Annotated in this window: 18 protein-coding genes and 1 pseudogene; 7 read left to right on the top strand and 12 right to left on the bottom strand. The window is 68.0% G+C overall.

Going from position 1 to position 19,834, the window contains the following annotated elements; translation table 11 throughout:
* Window positions 1-18 precede the first annotated feature (18 nt).
* The 3 genes and pseudogenes from ACIBL3_RS28820 to ACIBL3_RS28810 all read left to right on the top strand — a co-directional run bounded on the left by ACIBL3_RS28820 (window position 19) and on the right by ACIBL3_RS28810 (window position 3,802).
* Window positions 19-2,259 (top strand): heavy metal translocating P-type ATPase, encoded by a 2,241-nt coding sequence (locus tag ACIBL3_RS28820; RefSeq protein WP_396356772.1) that lies wholly within the window; start codon window positions 19-21, stop codon window positions 2,257-2,259.
* Between the two features lie 66 nt (window positions 2,260-2,325).
* Window positions 2,326-2,643, top strand: coding sequence for a helix-turn-helix domain-containing protein (locus tag ACIBL3_RS28815; RefSeq protein WP_396356770.1), 318 nt, complete (start codon window positions 2,326-2,328; stop codon window positions 2,641-2,643).
* Window positions 2,618-3,802, top strand: a pseudogene (locus ACIBL3_RS28810) (HipA domain-containing protein). Before ACIBL3_RS28815 ends, ACIBL3_RS28810 begins: the two are co-directional and overlap by 26 nt.
* Window positions 3,803-4,002: 200 nt before the next feature.
* On the opposite strand, the gene ACIBL3_RS28805 reads toward ACIBL3_RS28810, so the two are convergent.
* The 5 genes from ACIBL3_RS28805 to ACIBL3_RS28785 all read right to left on the bottom strand — a co-directional run bounded on the left by ACIBL3_RS28805 (window position 4,003) and on the right by ACIBL3_RS28785 (window position 9,909).
* Complete coding sequence (locus ACIBL3_RS28805) at window positions 4,003-5,544, bottom strand: glycoside hydrolase family 13 protein (RefSeq protein WP_396356768.1); 1,542 nt, start codon at window positions 5,542-5,544, stop codon at window positions 4,003-4,005.
* Window positions 5,545-5,553: 9 nt separating this feature from the next.
* Window positions 5,554-6,423 (bottom strand): carbohydrate ABC transporter permease, encoded by an 870-nt coding sequence (locus ACIBL3_RS28800; RefSeq protein WP_396356767.1) that lies wholly within the window; start codon window positions 6,421-6,423, stop codon window positions 5,554-5,556.
* A complete protein-coding gene (locus ACIBL3_RS28795; RefSeq protein ID WP_396356765.1) occupies window positions 6,420-7,370 on the bottom strand; it encodes a carbohydrate ABC transporter permease in 951 nt (316 codons plus the stop codon). The genes ACIBL3_RS28800 and ACIBL3_RS28795 overlap by 4 nt, the downstream gene beginning before the upstream one ends.
* The gene (locus tag ACIBL3_RS28790) at window positions 7,371-8,744 is read right to left on the bottom strand and encodes an ABC transporter substrate-binding protein (protein ID WP_396356763.1); all 1,374 of its coding nucleotides are present in this window, start codon (window positions 8,742-8,744) and stop codon (window positions 7,371-7,373) included. It abuts the gene before it with no gap.
* Window positions 8,745-8,916: 172 nt separating this feature from the next.
* Window positions 8,917-9,909: a LacI family DNA-binding transcriptional regulator gene (locus ACIBL3_RS28785; protein WP_396356762.1), complete on the bottom strand. Its 993-nt coding sequence runs from the start codon at window positions 9,907-9,909 to the stop codon at window positions 8,917-8,919.
* A gap of 67 nt (window positions 9,910-9,976) precedes the next feature.
* On the opposite strand from ACIBL3_RS28785, the gene ACIBL3_RS28780 reads away from it, so the two are divergent.
* The 3 genes from ACIBL3_RS28780 to ACIBL3_RS28770 are packed head-to-tail and all read left to right on the top strand — an operon-like array spanning window position 9,977 to window position 12,818.
* Complete coding sequence (locus tag ACIBL3_RS28780) at window positions 9,977-11,224, top strand: DUF4032 domain-containing protein (protein WP_396356841.1); 1,248 nt, start codon at window positions 9,977-9,979, stop codon at window positions 11,222-11,224.
* A 50-nt stretch (window positions 11,225-11,274) separates the two neighbouring features.
* Entirely contained in the window at window positions 11,275-11,772 is a 498-nt protein-coding gene (locus ACIBL3_RS28775; protein WP_396356761.1) for a SigE family RNA polymerase sigma factor, read from the top strand.
* A complete protein-coding gene (locus tag ACIBL3_RS28770) occupies window positions 11,772-12,818 on the top strand; it encodes a hypothetical protein (protein ID WP_396356759.1) in 1,047 nt (348 codons plus the stop codon). The genes ACIBL3_RS28775 and ACIBL3_RS28770 overlap by 1 nt, the downstream gene beginning before the upstream one ends.
* 27 nt (window positions 12,819-12,845) lie before the next feature.
* On the opposite strand, the gene ACIBL3_RS28765 is transcribed toward ACIBL3_RS28770, so the two are convergent.
* The 7 genes from ACIBL3_RS28765 to ACIBL3_RS28735 all read right to left on the bottom strand — a co-directional run bounded on the left by ACIBL3_RS28765 (window position 12,846) and on the right by ACIBL3_RS28735 (window position 18,440).
* The gene (locus tag ACIBL3_RS28765; RefSeq protein ID WP_396356758.1) at window positions 12,846-13,247 is read right to left on the bottom strand and encodes a type II toxin-antitoxin system VapC family toxin; all 402 of its coding nucleotides are present in this window, start codon (window positions 13,245-13,247) and stop codon (window positions 12,846-12,848) included.
* Entirely contained in the window at window positions 13,247-13,519 is a 273-nt protein-coding gene (locus ACIBL3_RS28760; RefSeq protein WP_396356756.1) for a type II toxin-antitoxin system Phd/YefM family antitoxin, read from the bottom strand. Before ACIBL3_RS28760 ends, ACIBL3_RS28765 begins: the two co-directional genes overlap by 1 nt.
* 100 nt (window positions 13,520-13,619) lie before the next feature.
* The gene (locus tag ACIBL3_RS28755; RefSeq protein ID WP_396356755.1) at window positions 13,620-14,465 is read right to left on the bottom strand and encodes a family 16 glycosylhydrolase; all 846 of its coding nucleotides are present in this window, start codon (window positions 14,463-14,465) and stop codon (window positions 13,620-13,622) included.
* On the bottom strand, window positions 14,465-15,286 hold the full coding sequence (locus ACIBL3_RS28750; RefSeq protein ID WP_396356753.1) for a carbohydrate ABC transporter permease: 822 nt from the start codon (window positions 15,284-15,286) through the stop codon (window positions 14,465-14,467). The genes ACIBL3_RS28755 and ACIBL3_RS28750 overlap by 1 nt, the downstream gene beginning before the upstream one ends.
* A complete protein-coding gene (locus tag ACIBL3_RS28745) occupies window positions 15,283-16,266 on the bottom strand; it encodes a carbohydrate ABC transporter permease (protein WP_396356751.1) in 984 nt (327 codons plus the stop codon). Before ACIBL3_RS28745 ends, ACIBL3_RS28750 begins: the two co-directional genes overlap by 4 nt.
* Window positions 16,263-17,633 (bottom strand): ABC transporter substrate-binding protein, encoded by a 1,371-nt coding sequence (locus tag ACIBL3_RS28740; RefSeq protein WP_396356750.1) that lies wholly within the window; start codon window positions 17,631-17,633, stop codon window positions 16,263-16,265. Before ACIBL3_RS28740 ends, ACIBL3_RS28745 begins: the two co-directional genes overlap by 4 nt.
* 21 nt (window positions 17,634-17,654) lie before the next feature.
* On the bottom strand, window positions 17,655-18,440 hold the full coding sequence (locus ACIBL3_RS28735; RefSeq protein WP_396356748.1) for an NAD-dependent epimerase/dehydratase family protein: 786 nt from the start codon (window positions 18,438-18,440) through the stop codon (window positions 17,655-17,657).
* Window positions 18,441-18,586: 146 nt separating this feature from the next.
* Here ACIBL3_RS28735 and ACIBL3_RS28730 point away from each other — a divergent pair, with 146 nt between their 5' ends.
* A complete protein-coding gene (locus tag ACIBL3_RS28730) occupies window positions 18,587-19,819 on the top strand; it encodes an ROK family protein (RefSeq protein WP_396356746.1) in 1,233 nt (410 codons plus the stop codon).
* Window positions 19,820-19,834: the final 15 nt, after the last annotated feature.

Below are 19,834 nucleotides of genomic sequence, written 5' to 3'. Positions count from 1 at the left end.
GAGAGGAGGCACACTGCAATGACCACCACAGAATCCGGTCAGTCCGTCGAGCTCATCATCGGTGGCATGACGTGCGCCTCGTGCGCCGCCCGGGTCGAGAAGAAGCTGAACCGGATGGACGGTGTCACCGCGACCGTCAACTACGCCACCGAGAAGGCGAAGGTGACGTTCGCGGACGGCATCACCACCGACGACCTGGTCGCCACCGTCGAGAAGACCGGCTACACCGCCGCCCTTCCGACGCCGGCGGTCGACGCTCCCGACGCCGAGGAGCCCGACGAGCTGAAGCCGTTGCGGCAGCGCCTGTTCGCCAGCATCGCGCTGGCCGTCCCGGTGATCGCGCTGGGCATGATCCCCGCGCTGCAGTTCGACTTCTGGCAGTGGGCGTCGCTGACGCTGGCCTTCCCGGTGGTGACGTGGGCGGCCTGGCCGTTCCACAAGGCCGCCTGGACCAACCTGCGGCACGGCGCGGCCACGATGGACACGCTGATCTCGCTGGGCGTGGTGAGCGCGTTCCTGTGGTCGCTGTACGCGCTGTTCATCGGCGGCGCGGGCGAGCCGGGGATGAAGATGCCGTTCACGCTGATCCCGTCCCGGGGCGGCGGAGCGGAAGAGATCTACCTCGAGGTCGCGGCCGGTGTCACCACGTTCATCCTGGCCGGCCGGTACTTCGAGGCCCGCGCCAAGCGCCGGTCCGGTGCGGCCCTGCGGGCGCTGCTCGAGCTGGGCGCGAAGGACGTCGCCGTCCTGCGGGACGGGTCCGAGGTCCGGATTCCGGCCGATCAGCTGGTCGTGGGCGACCAGTTCGTCGTACGGCCGGGTGAGAAGGTCGCCACCGATGGCGTGATCGTGGCCGGCAGCAGCGCGGTGGACGCGTCGATGCTGACCGGTGAGTCGGTGCCGGTCGAGGTCGGCGAGGGCGACGCGGTCGTCGGCGCCACCGTGAACGCCGGTGGCCGGCTCGTGGTCCGGGCGACCCGGGTCGGGGCGGACACCCAGCTGGCGCAGATGGCCCGGCTGGTCGAGGACGCGCAGAACGGGAAGGCCGCGGTCCAGCGGCTGGCCGACAAGGTGTCCGCGATCTTCGTGCCGATCGTGATCGGGCTGGCGCTGGCGACGCTCGGGTTCTGGCTCGGCAACGGTTCGCCGGTGGAGGTCGCCTTCACCGCGGCGGTCGCCGTACTGATCATCGCCTGCCCCTGTGCACTCGGGCTGGCCACGCCGACCGCGTTGATGGTCGGGACCGGCCGAGGCGCGCAGCTGGGCATCCTGATCAAGGGCCCGGAGGTGCTCGAGTCCACGCGCCGGATCGACACCGTCGTGCTGGACAAGACGGGCACTGTGACCACGGGCCGGATGGAGCTGGTCGACGTACTGCTGGCTCCTTCTGAGGACCGGGCCGAGGTGCTGCGGCTGGCCGGGGCGCTGGAGCACTCCAGCGAGCACCCGATCGCTGCCGCCATCGCGCGGGGTGCTGCTTCCGAGGTCGGCAAGCTGCCCGAGGTCGAGGACTTCGGGAACGTCGAGGGTCTCGGTGTCCAGGGCATCGTCGACGGGCACGCCGTACTGGTCGGCCGGACCCGCCTGCTTGAGGAGTGGAGTCAGTACCTGCCGGACGACCTGGCGCACGCGAAGGAGCATGCCGAGGCCGAGGGCAGTACTGCGGTCGCCGTCGGCTGGGACGGTCAGGCCCGGGCGGTGCTGGTCGTCGCGGACACGGTGAAGGAGACGTCGGCGCAGGCGATCAAGCAGCTTCGTGAGCTCGGGCTGCGGCCGGTGCTGCTGACCGGCGACAACGAAGCGGTGGCGTCGAAGGTGGCGGCCGAGGTCGGCATCGACGAGGTGATCGCCGAGGTGCTTCCCGCCGACAAGGTCGACGCGGTCAAGAAGCTGCAAGGTGAAGGCCGCGTGGTCGCGATGGTCGGCGACGGCGTCAACGACGCGGCTGCCCTGGCCCAGGCCGACCTCGGCCTGAGCATGGGCACCGGTACCGACGTGGCGATCGAGGCCAGCGACCTGACCCTGGTTCGCGGCGACCTGCGCGCGGCGGCGGACGCCATCCGCCTGTCCCGCAGCACGCTGCGCACCATCAAGGGCAACCTGTTCTGGGCCTTCGCCTACAACGTGGCCGCCATCCCCCTGGCCGCCGCCGGCCTCCTCAACCCGATGCTGGCCGGAGCCGCGATGGCCTTCAGCTCAGTCTTCGTAGTCTCCAACAGCCTCCGCCTACGCAGATTCCGCGCACTCAGCACACGCTGAGCAGAAATGTGGTCGTACGACGACATTTGCTGAAGTCGTCGTACGACCACATCTGCGGATGTCAGGGTGAGTGCCGTGGAGATCCATACGACCCGGGATCTTGGTGCCGCTGTCCGTCATGCACGGGCTAAGCGAGGGTTGACTCAATCACAGCTTGCCCAGCAGGCAGGGGTTTCCCGCGACTGGCTCGTGCGCCTCGAGCACGGACACCCCCGGCTCGAGCTTCGACTCGTGCTCGACACCGTCGCTGCGGTCGGGTTGACGCTGCTCACCGAAGACCGGGACGCGGAACTCCAGGACGAAACCGAAGTCGCCTGGAACGAGGTCTTCGGCTCACTCGGTGGAAACCAGCCGGCGGATGGAAAGTCGTCCGAGGATGGCTGAGGAGCAACTGGCCGTCTACCTCGACGGGATCCGGGTGGGCGACCTTCATCAGAACGCGCAGGGACGCCTGTCGTTCGAGTACGACGATGCCTACCGGGGCAAGCCGTCGAGCGTGCCGCGCCACATCGGCCGAGATGCCGCGGGCGCCGTTCAGGTCTTACCGGAGTCCGCGGGCTGCGACGACGCTGCCACCCGTCAGGGAGACATCGACTGGCTCACCGACGATGCGGTCGATCTGGTCCTCGCAGAGCTGGCGCGGAGCCCGGACACCTGGGATCCGGGCCGAAACGGCGGCCGATGGAGTCTCGCCGGAGCGCAGAGCAAGATCGCACTCTTCCGATCGCCCGACGGGCGGTGGGGAGTACCGCGAGACTCGACGCCGACGACCCACATCCTCAAGCCTTCGATGCCGAACTACCAGGGACACCACCTCAACGAGCATCTCTGCCTACGGGCCGCGCAGCTGTGCGGCCTGCCCGCGGCGGATACCGAGCTGCTGACCAGCGATCGCTACGAGGTACTGATCTCGCGTCGGTACGACCGTGTCTTCGGCCGCGACGGCCGTTGGCGGCGGCTGCACCAAGAAGATCTGTGTCAGGCCCTGTCCGTTCCACCGAGCAAGAAGTACCAGAGCGACGGCGGTCCGGGAGTGCGCGAGATCGGACAGCTACTTGCGGCCAGCTGACTGCCGTCGACCCGCCAGGGCAACCTGCAGCAGATGTTCGACTATCTGGTCTACAACGCTGCGATCGGGGCGACGGATGCCCACGCGAAGAACTTCTCGGTCCTGCTCGGCGCTCGCGACATCCGGCTGGCTCCGCTGTACGACGTGGCCTCGATGCTGCCGTACGACCCGGAGTCGCAGCTCCAATCAGCCATGAAGATCGGCCACACCTGGCGAATGTCGGCCGTCACAGAGGCGGACTGGGCCGCAGTCGGGAAGCGGCTCGGCCTGGACGCGGATGATGCGGTCGGCCGAGCGCGCGCCCTACGGTCCCGGATTCCCTCTGCGTTTGCCCAGGCCGCAGCCGAGACCGCCATCCCCGAGGCGATCCGTGACCGCGCCCAGTGGATCGCGGACCTGATCACGGCCCATGTCGAGGACCGTCGCGATCCGTGGGGACGGATCGACATGCCGAGCCGACCAGCCGGGCGTTAGTGCCGCGGCAAAGAACGTTGGGGTCGTACCACGCCGTCCCGGGCAGCCGCGCGTGCCGACCTCCCGGCCCTCCTGTGGTGGGTCAGCCCACCAGAGTGAGGGTTTCCCCACCCGAGTCTGGGCGGGCAACCCACCCCCTGGTGGGCTGACCCATCACAGGAGTCCGACTCGACCATCGAAAGCCCGACACGGTCTGCTCCTCACCTGATCCACGCCGTGCTGTCGCTGGTCAGTAGTCCGTTGTCCAGTGGGCTGCTGGCCAGCAGCATTTCGTCGTACGGCGGAAGCTCGATCGGGTCTGGGGTCAGGTTGGTAATCGAGATGAGGGTTTCGCGGGTGAAGGCGAGGACGCCGGGTGGGGTGTCGAGCCAGCGGAGGGTGCCGTCGCCGAGGTGGGTGCGGCGGAGTTTCAGGCCGGTGCGGTAGAGGGTGAGCATCGAGTTCTGGTCGTCGTGCTGGGACTCGGCGGTGAGGTTCTTCCAGTCGGCGGGCTGCGGGAGCCACGGCGTACCGGCGCCGAAGCCGAACGGCGGCTCCTTGCCGGACCAGGGCAGGGGCACTCGGCACCCATCGCGGCCGCGGTCGGCGCCGTTGGAGCGGGTGAAGATCGGGTCCTGCAGCAGGTGGTCGGGCAGGTCCTCGACTTCCGGCAGGCCGAGCTCCTCGCCCTGGTAGACGTACAGTCCGCCCGGAAGCGCCATCGCGAGCAGAGCGGCGGCGCGGGCCCGGCGTTCGCCGAGGACCAGGTCGGTCCGCATGCCGTGCTTGCGGTCCTGGTGCGAGAACGACGTGTCCGGGCGGCCGTACTTCGTGACCGGCCGGGTGACGTCGTGGTTGGACAGCACCCAGGTCGGCGGGGCGCCGATCGGGACGTGGGTGGACAGCGTCAGGTCGATCGAGGCCTTGAGCTCTTCGGCCTGCCATGGCCGGGACAGGAAGTCGAAGTTGAACGCGGTCTGCATCTCGTCCGGGCGCAGGTACAGCGCGAACCGCTCCTGGTCCGGCATCCACATCTCACCGACCAGGAACCGGTCGCCGTACTCGTCGGTGATCCGGCGCCAGCCACGGTACACCTCGTGCACCTCGTCGTGGTCGGTGTAGGAGTCCTCGACGCTGTCCAGGTCCTTGAACAGTACGGCGGCGCTGTCGATCCGGATCCCGTCGACGCCACGGTCCAGCCAGAACCGGAGGATGTCGTGGAACTCCTCGACCACCTCCGGGTTGCGCCAGTTGAAGTCGGGCTGCTCGGGCGCGAACAGGTGCAGGTACCACTCCCCGTCCTCGACCCTCGTCCAGGCCGGCCCGTTGAAGATCGACTGCCAGTCGTTGGGCGGTTGGTCGCCGTTGCCTGTGCGAAAGATGAACCGTTCGCGCTCGGGCGATCCCGGGCCCGCCTGCAGGGCCTGCACGAACCAGTCCTGCTGGTCGGAGCCGTGGTTCGGGACGATGTCGATGATGGTGCGGATGCTCAGCGCGTGCGCCTCCGCGATGTACACCTCGGCCTCCTGCAGGGTCCCGAACGCCGGATCGATCGCCCGGTAGTCGGCCACGTCGTACCCACCGTCAGCCATCGGCGACGGATACCAGGGATTCAGCCAAATAGCGTCCACCCCAAGCTCAGCCAGATACGGCAGCTTTTGCCGGAGACCAGCCAGGTCACCTATCCCGTCACCGTTGCCGTCGGCAAAACTCCTCAAGTAAACCTGGTAGATCGCAGCCCCGCGCCACCACTCGTCCGCCATGAAATCTCCTTATCCTTTGAGGCTTCCGGCGGTCAGGCCGGCCATGATGCTGCGTTGGAAGACGAAGAACACCAGGATGGTGGGCAGGCTGGCGATCACGAGGGCCGCGATCAGGACGTTCTGCGGCATCTGCGCGGACAGGGACGCGATGCCGACGCTGATCGACATCTTGTCCGTCTCCGGCAGCACCAGCAGCGGCCAGACGAAGTCCTTCCACACCGTCACCACCGACAGGATCGACACCACCCCGAGGATCGGCCGCGACACCGGCAGCACGATCGACCACAGGATCCTGGCCGGCGACGCCCCGTCGATCTCCGCCGCCTCCAGCAACTCCCGCGGAATCGAGTCGAAGAACCGCTTCAGCAGGAACACGAAGAACCCGTTCGCTGCCGCCGGCAACCAAATCGCCCACGGCGTGTTCAGCAGGTCGAGGTGCAGGATCGGCAGGTCCTTCGCGGTCAGGTACGTCGGCAGCAGCAAGACCATCGGCGGGATCATCAAGGTCGCGAGCATCGCGCCGAGCACCACCTTGCCGAACACCGGCCGCAACTTCGACAACGCGTACGCCGCCGTCACGTCGACGGCCAGCGTGAACAGCCAAGCGCCACCGGCGTACAGCACCGTGTTCTTCAGGAACACACCGAGCTGCAACTGCTCCCACGCCTCCCGGTAGACCCCGAAGTCGTAGTCCTTGGGGAAGAAGCTCGGCGGGATCTGCGCCAACTCATCCGGCGACTTCAGCGCGCCAGTCACCATCCAGTACAGGGGAAAGACGAAGGCGCCGGTGAATCCGATCACGGTCAGGCACAGCGTCGCCCAGTAGATGATCCGGCCGTGCGGGGTGCGCAGCGCCAGTGGTGAGACGAGAGTTCTCATCGTTCGGCCTCCCGGGACACGCGCAGGTAGATCGCGGAGAACACCATCAGCACGACCATCAACATCAGGCCGAGCGCCCCGCCGCCGCCGAAGTCGCCGAAGTTGAAGGCGTACTGGTACATCAGGTAGGCGACCGTGACGGTCGCGTTCTCCGGTCCGCCGCCGGTCAGCAGGTACGGCTCGATGAACACCTGCATGGTCGCGACGACCTGCAGCAGCAACATCACCAGCAGGATCAGCTTGGTCTGCGGGATCGTCACGTGCCAGACCCGCCGGAACAGACCGGCGCCGTCGAGCTCGGCCGACTCGTACAGGTCACCCGGGATGCTCTGCAGCGCGGCCAGGTAGATCAGCGTGCCGGTGCCGAGGTTCATCCAGGTCGAGACGATCACCAGGCTGACGAGCGCCGTACTGGTCGAGTCGAGCCAGCTCAGCGGCGGGATCCCGAACACGTCGAGCACTTGGTTGAACAGGCCGGATCCCGGGTCGTAGAACCACTTGAACAGCAATACGGCGACCGCCGGCGGCAGCATCACCGGGAGGTAGACGACGAACCGCAGGTACGCCTTCGCGTGCTTGAGTTCGTTGAGTACGACGGCCAGTACGAACGGGACCGCGTACCCGATGACGAGCGCCAGCCCGCTGAACGCCGCCGTGTTGATCCACGCCGACCGGAACGCCGGGTCCTCGATCACGGTCCGGAAGTTGTCGAACCCCACCCACTTCGGCGGGTCGACGAAGTTGTTCTCCTGGAAGGACAGCAGCACCTCCCGCACCATCGGATACCAGGAAAACAAGGCGAAACAGATCAGCGCCCCGCACAAGAACCCGTAGGCGGTCAGGTTGCGCCCCACCGCCCGCCGGAGAGCGCCGTGGTCGTCCGGTGACTGCGGGTCCGTCGTCCGCACCGGGTGCGAACGACGGACCTGCTGCTCGGTAACAGTCATCTAGGTGTTCTTCGCGAGGATCTTGTTGGCCTTCGACTCCGCATCGGACAGCAGCTTGTCGATATCGGCGTCCTGGCGGGTGAGGACGGCGGACATCGCGACGTCGAGGACGGCGTACAGCTCCTGCGCCTTCGGGGGTTCGAGCTTGTTCGTGATCGTCGACTGGGCGGCGACGTACGGCGCGAAGTGGTCGACCGGCACGGTGGCGTACTGCTTGCGGAGGGCAACGATCTCCTGGCCCGGCGCGGAGTCGCCGTACAGGTCCGGGATCGGCAGCCCGACCGGACGGCCCTGCTCCTTCGACCGCTGGTAGTTGAACTGCCCCTTGCCCGGCGTGAGCTCGTGGAACTCCAGCCACAGCAGGCCGGCCTTGATCTTCTCCGGCGTCGCCTTCGGGTTGAACATGTAGCCGTCGCCACCGCTCAGCGACGCCTTGCCCTCGGACTCCGGTACGGCGGTGACGCCGTAGTCCTCGAACTTGCCCTGGAAGTCGTTGTTCACCGACTGCACCACGTCCGGCGCGCCGATCATCATGCCGAGCTTGCCGGAGCCCATCATCCGCATCAGGTCCTCCCACTGGAGGAGCTGCTTGCTGCCCATCGAGTTGTCGTTCCAGCGCATCTGCTTGAGGTTCTCCAGCACCGCCTTGCCCTCGGCGCTGTTGAACGCGGCGGTCTTGCCGTCGTCGCTGACCATCGAGCCGCCCCGCGCGTACAGGCTCGCGGCGAAGTGCCAGCCGCCGGTGTTGCCCGCGGAGTACTCACCGAAGCCGACGTACCCGGCGCCGAGACCGGCGATCTTCTTGGCCGCCGCCTGCACCTCGGACCACGTCGTCGGCGGCGCCTCCGGGTCGAGACCGGCCTGGGTGAACAGCTTGCGGTTGTAGACCAGGCCCATGTTGTAGTTGTTGCGCGGCAGGCCGTAGGTCTTGTCGCCGTCCTTGAACACGCCCAGGACGTCGTCGCGCAGGTCGGCGGTCGCCTTCACGGTGCCGACGTACTCGCTGATGTCGGCGGCCTGCCGGGCTTTGATGATCTTCTGCACGTCGGTGTAGTAGACGTAGAAGACGTCCTCCTGGGTGCCGCCGGCCAGCTTCGCCTGGAAGGTGTCCGGGTTGATGCAGGGGAACGCGTCCTTGCTCTGGATGGTGATGTTCGGGTGCAGCTTCTGGAACTCGGCCACGTCCGCGTCCCAGGCCGCGCGTTCCTTCGGATTGCTCTTCGGCGGCTGGCAGCCGACCGTGATCGTGACCGGCCCGTCGGCTCCGGCTGAGCTCTGAGCGTCCGGTGTGTCGTCCCCCGATCCACAGGACACGGCCCCCAGGCCCAGTCCCACCACCAGCAACAGGCCGAGCCCGCGGCGCGTAGTCGTCATCTTCCACCCTCTCCCTCGATCGTGAGCACACCGTAGGCAACCCGACGCGAGCGCGCAATACCTCGACTTGAGAATGCAAAATCGTGACTACCGCCAGGAAGACGGGCCCAACGCAAACAGCCGCCGACCGGCCAGCGTCGACGGCTGTGGGTTTGCGGGTACGGCGAGAAGCTCAGCCGCGGGCGCGAGTCGTGGAGGCCCGGACCACCAACTCGGGTTCGAAGAGCAGCTCGTCGGCGGGGACCGCGGCGCGCTCGATCAAAGCGACCAGCATGTCCACGGCGGCCCGGCCCATCGCGTCGATCGGCTGCCGCACGGTGGTCAGTGGCGGGTCGGTGCAGTTCATCATCGCGGAGTCGTCGTACCCGATCACCGAGACGTCACCGGGGACCGTGAGGCCGGCCCGGCGGACCGCGCGAATGGCGCCCAGGGCAAGGATGTCGCTGGCGCAGACGATGCCGGTGACGCCGTTGTTGACCAGCCGGGTGGCGGCCGCGTGCCCGCCCTCGAGGGAGAACATCGTGTGCTCGACGAGGTCCGGATCGGCCTCCGCCGACGCGTTGAAGGCCTCCAGTTTGCGCCGCGACGGGATGTGGTCGCGCGGGCCGAGAACCATGCCGATCCGCCGGTGCCCGAGCGCTCGCAGGTGCCCGATCGCCATCTCGGCGGCCACGTAGTCGTCCGACGACACCTGCGGGAAACCGAGGTGGTCGACGGCTGCGTTGACCAGCACGGTCGGCAGCTTGCGCTCCTGGATCAGCTCGTAGTGCTGGTGCGGCGCGTCTGCCTGCGCGTAGAAACCGCCGGCGAACACAACGCCGGACACCTGCTGCTGCAGGAGCAGGTCGACGTAGTCCGCCTCGGACACGCCGCCGACCGTCCGGGTGCAGAGCAAGGAGGTGAAACCTTGCTGTGCCAGCGCTCCCCCGACCACCTCGGCGAACGCCGGGAAGATCGGGTTCTGCAACTCCGGCAGCACGAGGCCGACAAGCCGTGCGCGATCACCGCGCAGCTGAGTGGGACGCTCGTACCCGAGCACGTCCAGCGCGGTCAGCACGGCCTCCCGGGTCGCTTCGGACACTCCCGGCTTCCCGTTCAGGACCCGGCTCACGGTGGCTTCGCTGACGCCGACCTTCTTGGCCACCTCTGCAAGTCGTCGTGTCATGACGCAAACTCTACGCCAGATCACGCAAGACTTTGCAACCACTTGCGTACCTCGCTGAAGCCTCAGGATTCCTGACAGACTGGGGGCCGTGCCCCGATTCGTCGCCACCCGCCCGGACACCGGTCTGCTGTCGCTTCCGTGGGATGTCCCGCTCGAGGACTGGCCCGAGGACCAGCTGGTCGCACTGCCGCGCGGTATCTCGCGGCACGTGGTCCGGTTCGTCCGGGTCAACGGCAGCGTCTACGCGATCAAGGAGGTCCTCGAGCATCTCGCGCTGCACGAGTACCGGCTGCTGCGCGACCTGGAACGGTTGGAGGCGCCCTCGGTCGAGCCCGTCGGCGTGATCACCGACCGACTCGACCGCAACGGCGAGCCGATCGACTCGATCCTGATCACCCGGCACCTGCAGTTCTCGCTGCCGTACCGCGCCCTGTTCTCCAGCACGTTGCGCCCGGACACGGTCAACCGGCTGATCGACGCGCTGGTCGCGCTGATCGTCCGGCTGCACCTGCTCGGCTTCTTCTGGGGCGACTGCTCACTGTCCAACACCTTGTTCCGGCGCGACGCCGGCGCGTTCGCGGCGTACCTGGTGGACGCCGAGACCGGTGAGCTGCACCAGGAGATCTCCGACGGTCAGCGTGCGCACGACCTCTACACCGCGGAGATCAACCTGTTCGGCGAGCTGCTCGACCTGCAGGAAGGCGGGCTGCTCGACCCGGATATCGACCCGCAGGAGACGGTGCAGTCGATCAACGACCGGTACGAGGCGCTCTGGGCCGAGCTGACCGCGCCGGAGGAGTTCGCCACCGACGAGATGCACCGGCTGGACTCGCGAATCCGGCGGCTCAACGAGCTCGGGTTCGACGTCGCCGAGATCGACATCATCACCGACTGGGACGGCAGCCAGGTCCGGATCCAGCCGAAGGTCGTGGACGCCGGCCACCACTCCCGCCGGCTGCTCCGGCTGACCGGGCTGGACGTCGAGGAGAACCAGGCCCGCCGGCTGCTGAACGACCTCGACTCGTTCGCCGCCGCCACCGACCAGCAGAACGAGGACGAGGAGATCGTCGCGCACCAGTGGCTGACCGACGTGTTCGAGCCGGTGGTCCGCTCGGTGCCGCGCGACCTGAAGCGCAAGCTGGAGCCCGCCGAGGTCTTCCACGAGGTCCTCGAGCACCGCTGGTTCCTGTCCGAGGAGGCAGGCCACGAGGTCGACACGATGGAGGCGGCTCGCTCGTACGTCGACGACGTACTCCGGGCCAAGCCCGACGAGAAGCTGGCCCTCCCCACCCCCGCCATCCCTGAGGCGGACTGACGCTGCAACATTCCGCTTCCCCACCGCGTGGTTAGAGGTGGGAGGTGGCGATGGAGCGACCGGAGTTCGATGCGTGGGTGGGGCAGCGTGGCGCCGCGTTGTTGCGGTTCGCGTACCTGATCACCCGCGACCACAGCCGGGCCGAGGAAGCCGTGCAGGACGCGCTGGTGGCGGCGTACTCGCGGTGGTCGCGGATCTGCCGCGACGGTGACCCCGAGTCCTACGTACGACGCTCGATCGTCAACGCCGACATCTCCCGGTGGCGCCGATTCTTCCGCCGGGAGAGCCCGACGGCGGATCCACGTGTGGACTCGCCGAGCCCGGACCACGCGGTCGCTCAGGCCGAGCAGGACGCGGTCTGGGCGTTGTGTGCGACGTTGCCGGCCAAGCAGCGGGCGGCCGTCGTACTGCGGTACTACGAAGACCTGCCCGACGCCGAGATCGCCGAGATTCTCGAGTGCAGCCCGGCGACCGTGCGGTCGCAGATCCACCGTGCGCTGGCGAGCCTGCGCACCACTCTGACCACTTCCGAGGAGGTCAACCGCTGATGGACGCCCACGAGAAGCTGATCGTGACGAGCTTGTCAAAGCACGCGACGGAGGCCCCGTCGGACGGGGACCTGCTGTCCGCCGTCCACTACCGGCTCCGCCGTCGCCGCACCGGTCGCACGATCGGCGCCGCCGTACTGGCGTGCGCAGCCGTCGCGACCGCGATCACTGCGACGCATTCGATCACCGACGTACGCACGGATCCTCAGGTCGCCCGGCCTGGTGCACCGGATTCGGGCTGGCGGTGGGAGTCGTACAAGACCGTGCAGGTCCAGGTGCCGGCGGACTGGACGCAACACGTCTCCGGCCCGGCGCCGTGTCACGGCTTCCAGGTGCCGAGCAGGCCGATCATCGGCCGTAGCAACGATTGGCTCGGCAAGTACGGCTACACCTGCGAGGACGCCGTACTGCCGGTCGAGCGACGACTGCCCTACGTGTGGTTCAACGACGTCCAGGCACCGGGCATCAAGCAGTACGACGCCGGTTGGACCGAGGAGACGCGACTGGTCGCCGGCGTGAAGATCAGCGTGCTGACCAAGGACGACGCCCTTCGCCGACGCATCCTCGACTCGGCCCGCCCGATCACCGGCACCGACTACTACGGCTGCTCCCCGATCGACTCCGGTCGCCGCGGCACCGGCCTCGATGCCACGGACCGCATCAGCTCGGCCGGCATCTGCGAGTACTGGAACAACACCCTGGTCGCCGCCTCAACCCTCACCGGCCGCCAAGCCAGCACACTCGCCCAACGCCTCGCCACCGCCCCGGAGGGACCACCCCCCGGCGGCTGGGCCGAAGGCTGCCACGACACCGACCAACGCACGTTCGTCGTCACCCTGCATGGCAGCACCCAGTCCTACCCCGTCCGCGTCACCTACGCCCTCTGCTACGTCTCCGGCACCTTCCAGTTCCCCACCACAGACGGCATCACCGAACGCCACACCGACTCAACCACCCTCGACCTCATCCGCCAAAACGCCCACAAACCCGACCAACCCAGCGACCTCTTCGACCCCGCCGGGCCCCTGACTCCCTCACCCCGCTGACCTTCGTTGCCTCAGGCAAGCGATTGTTCAGTTCATACCAGGGCTCTCGATGGGAAGACCGATGGCTTCTGCGATCGCCAGCAGCCGGCGGTCGTAGCTGACAAAGGCCGTGAGGTCGTCGCCCAGCACGGCGTCCGCCGTGGCCAGGTGAATCGCGTCGAGCGACCGAATCATCGGATCCTGGTAGGCGGCCGCCGTGCTGCGCACAGTCTCGTCGATGTCGTACATAGAGATCTGCGCCAGGACGGAGGGCGCCGCCGTGAGCAGAGCCGGCTCATGGCGGCGGAGGGCCCGCGGAAGCTCCACCTCGACCAAAGACGACGAGACGAAGATCCGGTCGACCTGCTCGTTCAGCCAGTCGACGAGCGCGTCCGACGCCGTCTCCCGGCGGATGAGCTTTACCACCGCCGCAGAGTCCAGGTAGATCATCAGTAGCGCTCCTCGTTCCGCATCTCCTCCAACAGCGCACCCGACTCGTAGTCGGTCCGCACCTCTCCTCTCGGGCGCGAGAACCGCCTGGTCAGCCGGGCCGGACGGAAGCTTCCGGTGGCGAGCAGCCGTGCCGTCGGCGACGGCACGGCTGGGATGAGGCGAGCCACGACCACGCCGCGCTCGGTGATCTCGATCTCCTCGCCGTGCTTGACCCGGGCCAGCACTCGAGCCGTTTCCTGGTTCAACATCCGAATCGGAACCTCAGCCATGACCGCATCATAGTACATATTTGTCTGACACCAACCTTTCCTCGTCGGTCGCCAGGGAAGATATGGGTGTTCCGACCCGGGTCAGACGTTGTCCACAGGGCTATTTCGAGCGGTACACGCGGAGGTAGTCGATGTCGAAGGAGTTGGGGAACGGGGTGGTGGCGTCGGGTGGGCCGCCTCGGTCGGGGTTGGCCCAGGTGCCGCTGTTGAGGACGACGTACATGGCTTTGACCGGGACCTGGGCGCCGGTGATGGTGGACGTCGGGGTGCCGTCGGTGTAGAAGGTGATGCGGCCGGGGGACCAGAGGACGCCGTACTTGTGCCAGCCGGTCGTCGGGGTCAGGCTCGTGGACCAGTGGCTGTCCCAGCGGACGTCCGGCCAGTTGCCGGAGGCGAGGCCGCTGTGCATGCTCTCGATGCTGCCGAACCACTCCGCGACGTCGATCTCCGGCGGCCAGCTCCGATCCTGCGGGATCAGCCAGAACGCCGGCCACAACCCCTTGCCGGCCGGGAACTTCGCGCAGATCTCCCAGTAGCCGTAGGCCTGGAAGAACTTGTCGTGCGAGGAGATGAAGCCCTCGGTGTACTGGTAGGTCCCCGCCGGATCAGTGCCGACCACCGGCTTGTTGTCGGTGACGAGCCGCAGCCGGCCACCCGAGAGTACGACGTTCTCGTCGACGGCATAACTCCCGTACGACGTGTTGTGGTAGTGACCGCCCGCCCGGCCCGGAAAGTCCATCACCGTGCTCCACCGGCTGGTGTCGAGCGCTCGACCACTGAACTCGTCATGCCAAGCCAGCGGCAGACCACGAGCAGGCGCCGACGTCTGCTCCGCACAGGTCGGCCCGGATGCTTCGTCGACAACAGGTTCGGCTTGAGCAGTGCTCGTGAGGCAGGCGGCAACGAGCAGGCCGGCCACCGCGATCGACCAGGTTCGTAGTCTCATCACTTGATTCCTGACGTCGAGAAGCCGCTGACGAAGCGGCGTTGCATGAACATGAACAGGACAAGGACCGGCAGCACGTACATCACCGCGCCGGCGGCGACCAGGTTGTTGAGCGGGAGCCCTTTGTCGTTGACGTAGCCGGTCGCCATCGCGACCGCCAGCGTGGTGCTGTCCTGGCTGAGGAACATGGCCGGCCCGACGAAGTCGCCCCAGGCGCCGGTGAAGGACAGGATCACGCTGGCCGCGATCACCGGCCAGGACTGCGGCAGGAAGATCCGCCAGAAGATCCCGACGTACCCGCAGCCGTCGATGATCGCGGCCTCTTCCATCTCCCGCGGGATCCCGGCGAAGAACTGCCGGAACAGGAAGATCAGGAACGCGCTGCCGCCGAGCCCCCAGGCCACCCACGGCCAGTACGTGTTGACCATGTGCAGCTTCGCGAAGATCAGGTACGTCGGCACCAGCGTCACGATCCCCGGCAGCATCATCGTGGACAGCAGGATGACGAACAGCTGCTTCTTCCCCGGCGCGGTCAGCCGGGCGAACCCGAAACCGACCCACGCCGAGCTGAGCGTGGTCAGCGTGGTCGTGATGAACGCGATGGTCAGCGAGTTCTGCAGTGCGCCGACGAAGTTCACGCTGGTGACGGCCTCGGTGTAGTTCGCGAGCCGCGGCGCGGACGGGAACCAGGTCGGCGGGAACGACGCCATCTCGGCAGGCGACTTCAGTGAGGTCTGCACCAGCCAGTAGATCGGGCTGAGCATCACCAGTACGACGCTCAGCAGCACGATGTAGAGCGCGTAGCGGTAGGACCGGGTCATCGCTTCCCCTCGGGCTCGACGGTGTAGAAGACGGTCCGGGCACTGACCTTGATGATGACCAGCGTGACGAGCAGGATGACCGCGAACAGCATCCACAGCATCGCCGAGGCGTAGCCGAAGCGGGACGCGGAGAAGTACTGCGCGAACACGTGGATCATGTACATGTAGTTGCCCTGCGGCACCGTCCCCGCCCCACTGAGCGAACCGGACGACAGCAGCAGCGGTGCGAACGACTGCAGCGAGCCGATCACCCCGGTGATCACCTGGAACAGGATCACCGGCGACAGCAGCGGGATGGTGATCCTGGTGAAGGACTGCCAGTACGACGCCCCGTCCACCTGAGCCGCCTCCTGCAACTCCTTCGGGATGTCCTGCAGTCCTGCCAGTGAGATGATCATCGCGCCGCCACAGCCCCACATCACCAGGCCGTACAACACGTAGCGCGCGTTCGGATCGACCAGCCACGTGATCGGATCCAGACCGAAGGTGCTCAGGACGCCGTTCGCCGCACCCGCGTCCCGGTCGAAGATCAGCCGGAACGTCAGCGCCGCACCCACCGGCGGGACCACCGCCGGCAGGTAGATCAGCGCCCGGAACAGCCCGCGGGCCCGGATCGGCTGGTTCAGCATCACCGCGAGCAGCAGCCCGGCCAGGATCGACAACGGCACCGTGACCAGGGTGAACACGCCCGTCTTGGCCAGCGAGCTGAGCGTCAACGGGTCCTGGAAGATCTCGACGTAGTTCGCGAAGCCGACGAAATGCGTCTTCGGCGACAGGCCGTCGGAGTCGGTCAGGCTGAGCCAGAACGCGTACCCCAGCGGGAACACGGTCAGCGCGACGAACCCGATGATCCACGGCGCGACGAACAGGTAGAAGGTCCGCGCCCGCCGCAGGCTCGGCGGCTTCTTCTTCCCCTCCGTCCGTGGCGCCGCGGCCGGCGCGGCGGTGGGACGCCGTACGTCGGTCAGCGCGGAACTCACCGGAGCCGCTTCTTTCCGTCCTCGAGTTGCGCGTTGAGCTGCGAGTTCAAGGTGTCACCCAACTGGCCGGCGGTCGTCGTCCCCTTGATTGCCTTGGGCAACTCACGGCCGATCACGGTGTTGATCGCGTCCAGCCGCACGTACGGCGTGAACGACATCACCGAGAAGTGCTCCTTCTCGGCCATCTGCACGTCGTAGGCCTGCTTCTGGTACGGCAACTTCTGCGGCATCAGCTTCTGCAGCGACTTCAGCGGCGGGATGCCCCAGCCACTGGCCGCCCGCGCCTTGGCCGGGTCGCCGGCGAGGAACCACTCCATGACCGCGAAGGCAGCGTCCTTGTTCTTGCTGGCCTTCGGGATCCACAGCCCGGTCGCGCCGAAGCAGGGGCTGACCCGGCGGCCGGTGTCGAACTGCGGCGCCGGCGCGAACCCCGCGACCTTCGCGGACTTCGCGTCGCCGGAGAACAGCCCGCCCAGCCAATAGCCGCTGAGCGTGGCCGCCATCCGGCCGGCTTGGAACGTCGGGCCGTCCCAGCCGTTCGGGTCGGGGTTGAGGACGGTCGGGCCGATACCGGCCTTGGCGTACTCCAGATACCAGGTCAGGGCCCGCTGCGCCTCCGGGCTGCTGAAGTCGACGGACGCGAGGTCGTCGGCGGTCAGCTTGCCGCCGGCCAAATCGGTCAGCCAGGAGAGCTGGGTGAACAGGCCGAGCCCGTTCGGGTTGAGGCCGTAGACACTGACCTTGGCGCCCTGCCGCTTGGTCAGCTTCCGGCCCTCTTCGAGCAGGTCGTCGAGCAGCAGCGGCGTGGTCGCGCTCGGCCGGGCCACCTTGGCCGCGTCGAACAGGCCGCCGTTGTACCAGATCGTGCAGTCCTGCGAGTAGTCCTTCGCGAACCCGTACCGTGGTCCGCTGCCCTGCTTCTGGCCGTCGTACCGCCAGACGTCGTTGACCGGGTCGATGTCGTCGGCCTTGATCAGCGTGCTCTTCTCGAAGTACGGATCGAGGTTCTCGGCCACCTGCCGGGCCACCAGGTACGGCGTCTCGGTCGCACCCATCCCGCGGACGACATCCGGCGGGTTGCCGCTGGCCAGCATCGCGGTCAGCTTGGTCAGGTCGTACTCGACCGTCTTGACCGTGATGCCGAGCGCCTGCGAGGCCGCCTTGGCCTCCTTCGGGCCGAACTCACCCGACTGCGACATCACGGTGACGGTCCCCTTGGCGGCCGAACCCGAGCCCGTGCCCGAGCCCGCGGCCGGCGTGTTCGTCGAGGACGCGGGCGAGCAGCCGGCCGCGAGCGCGCCGCCGACGGCGGTCCCCGAGAGGGCGAGGAACCGGCGGCGGGAGAGCCCTGGATTCGTGGTGGTCATGTCGAACCTCTCATTCCGAAGTCATTCCGAAAGCTGTGAGTCGTCGAAGAGCCGGCAGACCGGACCGGAGGAGGGGCCGGTCCGGTCTGCCAGGAGCTCGCTGTCGTCCTCGGGCCGGTAGCCGAGCTCGTGCCGAGCCGAGGTGGTGTCCCAGTGGTTGCGGGTGTTGGCGGAGACCCCGAAGTGCACGCCGTAGTGCTCCCGAGCGTTCAGCGCGGCGAGCACCAGCCGTCCGGCGTCGCCGTCGGACAGCCACTGGCCCAGGTAGCGCCGCTCGGTCAACGGCCAGCCGGTCAGGCCGAGTCGCAGACACGTGACCGATGCACCGGTCCGCGCCGCGTGGGTCCGCGCTAGCGCTTCCAGCACGACCTTGCCGAGGCCGTACGGACAGCAAGGACGCGGATCGACCCGTGGATCGACAGGCCAGTACTGCGGCCGGTTGTACTCACCGACCACGTGCAGCGAGCTGGCCAGCACGATCTTCGGTACGGCGTGGGCCGCAGCCGCCTCCAGCACGGTCTGGGTCGGCCGGACGTTGGCGGCGTACACGCTGTCCCAGGTCTGCCAGGGGCTGCTGTTCGCGGCCAGGTGCAGCACCGCGTCAGCGCCCTCGAAGGCCCGGTACGCCGCATCGGGATCGCCGATGTCCGCCTGCAGGACCTCCTCGCCGGACGCAGCCGGCGCGGACCGGTCGACGAGCCGGAGCCGGTAGTGCTTGCGCAGTTGAGGCAGCACCACCCCGGCCACCCGGCCCAGTCCGCCGGTGATCACCACCAGCGGTTCACGGTCGTTCCGCACAGCGCTCATGTCGTGCCATCCATGTCGCCCGGCCGGGACCGATACCCGATCTGTGTCCGGAATTGTTCGAGCAGTTCCGGGTCTGTGTCAAGAGTGTGAACACACCATGTCAGTTTTATTGACGTCGACGGGACCGGGCGTCGATACTCGACGACGTGGCTGCCAAGGACACCGGATCACTGCGAGCGCTACGGCGTACCAACTCCGAACGGATGCTGTCCGCCCTGATGGAGCACGGGGCGTTGCACCGGGCCGAGTTGGCTCGCATCTGCGGCCTGTCCCGGACCACCGTGTCGACGATCGTCGCGGACCTGATCACCGGCGGAGTCGTGATCGAGGTCGTCGGCGACCAAGTTGCCCAAGCCGGGATCGACGCCTCGGAGGTGGACGGGCGCGCCCGTGGCTTCCTGCGGGCGAACCCGGGAGCGGGCGCCGCGGCCGGCCTGGACTTCACCCTCGAACGGGTCTGGGGCCACGTCACCGACCTGTCCGGTCGGACACTCGCCAGCGCGGGCGTCACCACACCGCGGGACACCCCGTGGCAGGAGCGACTGACCGCCGGTGTCGCCCTGCTCGACGACCTGCTCGCCGAGGCCGGTCTCCATCGCGATGCCCTGGTCGGTGTCGCGATCGGCGTCCCCGGGCCGATCGACCTGCAGACCGGAGTGGTCGGCCCGTCCCTGCCCGGTCAGGCGTGGGCCGGGGTGAACGTCTCCGCCGAGTTCGGCCGGCACCTCGACGTACCGCTGCTGGTGGACAACAACACCCGGCTCGAGGCGGTGGCCGAGTTCACCTGGGGCGCGGGCCGGGGCGTCCGCGACGTGCTGTTCCTCGGGCTGTCCACCGGGATCGGCGCCGGATTGCTTGTCGACGGCAACCTTCATCACGGTGGCGCCCGCGGTGGCGGCGGCGAGGCCGGGCACATCTCCGCGGATCCGGCCGGCGCGCAGTGCCCGTGCGGGAACCGCGGCTGCCTGGTGCAGTACGCATCGCTGAACGCCGTACTGAAAGCCCTGCAGCTGAAGGACATCGACGAGCTGCTCGCCTCGGCCGGCGCCGGCGACCCGGACACGGTGCGGGTGCTGCGGGAGGCGGGCGAGGTGACCGGGCGGGTGCTGGCGAACATCTGCAACCTGATCAACCCGGGCGTCATCATCATCGGCGGAGAGCTGGCCCGGACCGGCGACCTGATCCTGGAACCGATCCGCGCCACCCTGCGCCGGTCCGCGATGGCCCTCACCCGCGACGCCGAGGTGGTCGCCGCGGAGCTCGACCTCGGCGTCCGGGCCGGCGCATCCGGCGCCGCCGCCCTCGTCCTGCGCCAGACCGACCAACTCGTCGCCGCCCTGCTGGCCGGCGCCGAACTCCGAACGAATGAGGCCGTTTGACGTCCTCCCCACCGC

The organism is Kribbella sp. NPDC050124 (assembly GCF_044460355.1).
GTDB lineage: Bacteria > Actinomycetota > Actinomycetes > Propionibacteriales > Kribbellaceae > Kribbella.
This window is presented reverse-complemented; position numbering and strand designations above follow the sequence as displayed.

Excerpts from the sequence above, each read along its gene's own strand:
- ACIBL3_RS28760 (WP_396356756.1), bottom strand. The coding sequence starts at position 13,519 with ATGGCTGAGGTTCCGATTCGGATGTTGAACCAGGAAACGGCTCGAGTG.
- ACIBL3_RS28740 (WP_396356750.1), bottom strand. The coding sequence starts at position 17,633 with ATGACCACCACGAATCCAGGGCTCTCCCGCCGCCGGTTCCTCGCCCTC.
- ACIBL3_RS28800 (WP_396356767.1), bottom strand. The coding sequence starts at position 6,423 with ATGAGAACTCTCGTCTCACCACTGGCGCTGCGCACCCCGCACGGCCGG.
- ACIBL3_RS28795 (WP_396356765.1), bottom strand. The coding sequence starts at position 7,370 with ATGACTGTTACCGAGCAGCAGGTCCGTCGTTCGCACCCGGTGCGGACG.
- ACIBL3_RS28775 (WP_396356761.1), top strand. The coding sequence starts at position 11,275 with ATGGAGCGACCGGAGTTCGATGCGTGGGTGGGGCAGCGTGGCGCCGCG.
- ACIBL3_RS28765 (WP_396356758.1), bottom strand. The coding sequence starts at position 13,247 with ATGATCTACCTGGACTCTGCGGCGGTGGTAAAGCTCATCCGCCGGGAG.
- ACIBL3_RS28790 (WP_396356763.1), bottom strand. The coding sequence starts at position 8,744 with ATGACGACTACGCGCCGCGGGCTCGGCCTGTTGCTGGTGGTGGGACTG.
- ACIBL3_RS28750 (WP_396356753.1), bottom strand. The coding sequence starts at position 15,286 with ATGACCCGGTCCTACCGCTACGCGCTCTACATCGTGCTGCTGAGCGTC.
- ACIBL3_RS28770 (WP_396356759.1), top strand. The coding sequence starts at position 11,772 with ATGGACGCCCACGAGAAGCTGATCGTGACGAGCTTGTCAAAGCACGCG.
- ACIBL3_RS28785 (WP_396356762.1), bottom strand. The coding sequence starts at position 9,909 with ATGACACGACGACTTGCAGAGGTGGCCAAGAAGGTCGGCGTCAGCGAA.
- ACIBL3_RS28820 (WP_396356772.1), top strand. The coding sequence starts at position 19 with ATGACCACCACAGAATCCGGTCAGTCCGTCGAGCTCATCATCGGTGGC.
- ACIBL3_RS28735 (WP_396356748.1), bottom strand. The coding sequence starts at position 18,440 with ATGAGCGCTGTGCGGAACGACCGTGAACCGCTGGTGGTGATCACCGGC.
- ACIBL3_RS28755 (WP_396356755.1), bottom strand. The coding sequence starts at position 14,465 with ATGAGACTACGAACCTGGTCGATCGCGGTGGCCGGCCTGCTCGTTGCC.
- ACIBL3_RS28805 (WP_396356768.1), bottom strand. The coding sequence starts at position 5,544 with ATGGCGGACGAGTGGTGGCGCGGGGCTGCGATCTACCAGGTTTACTTG.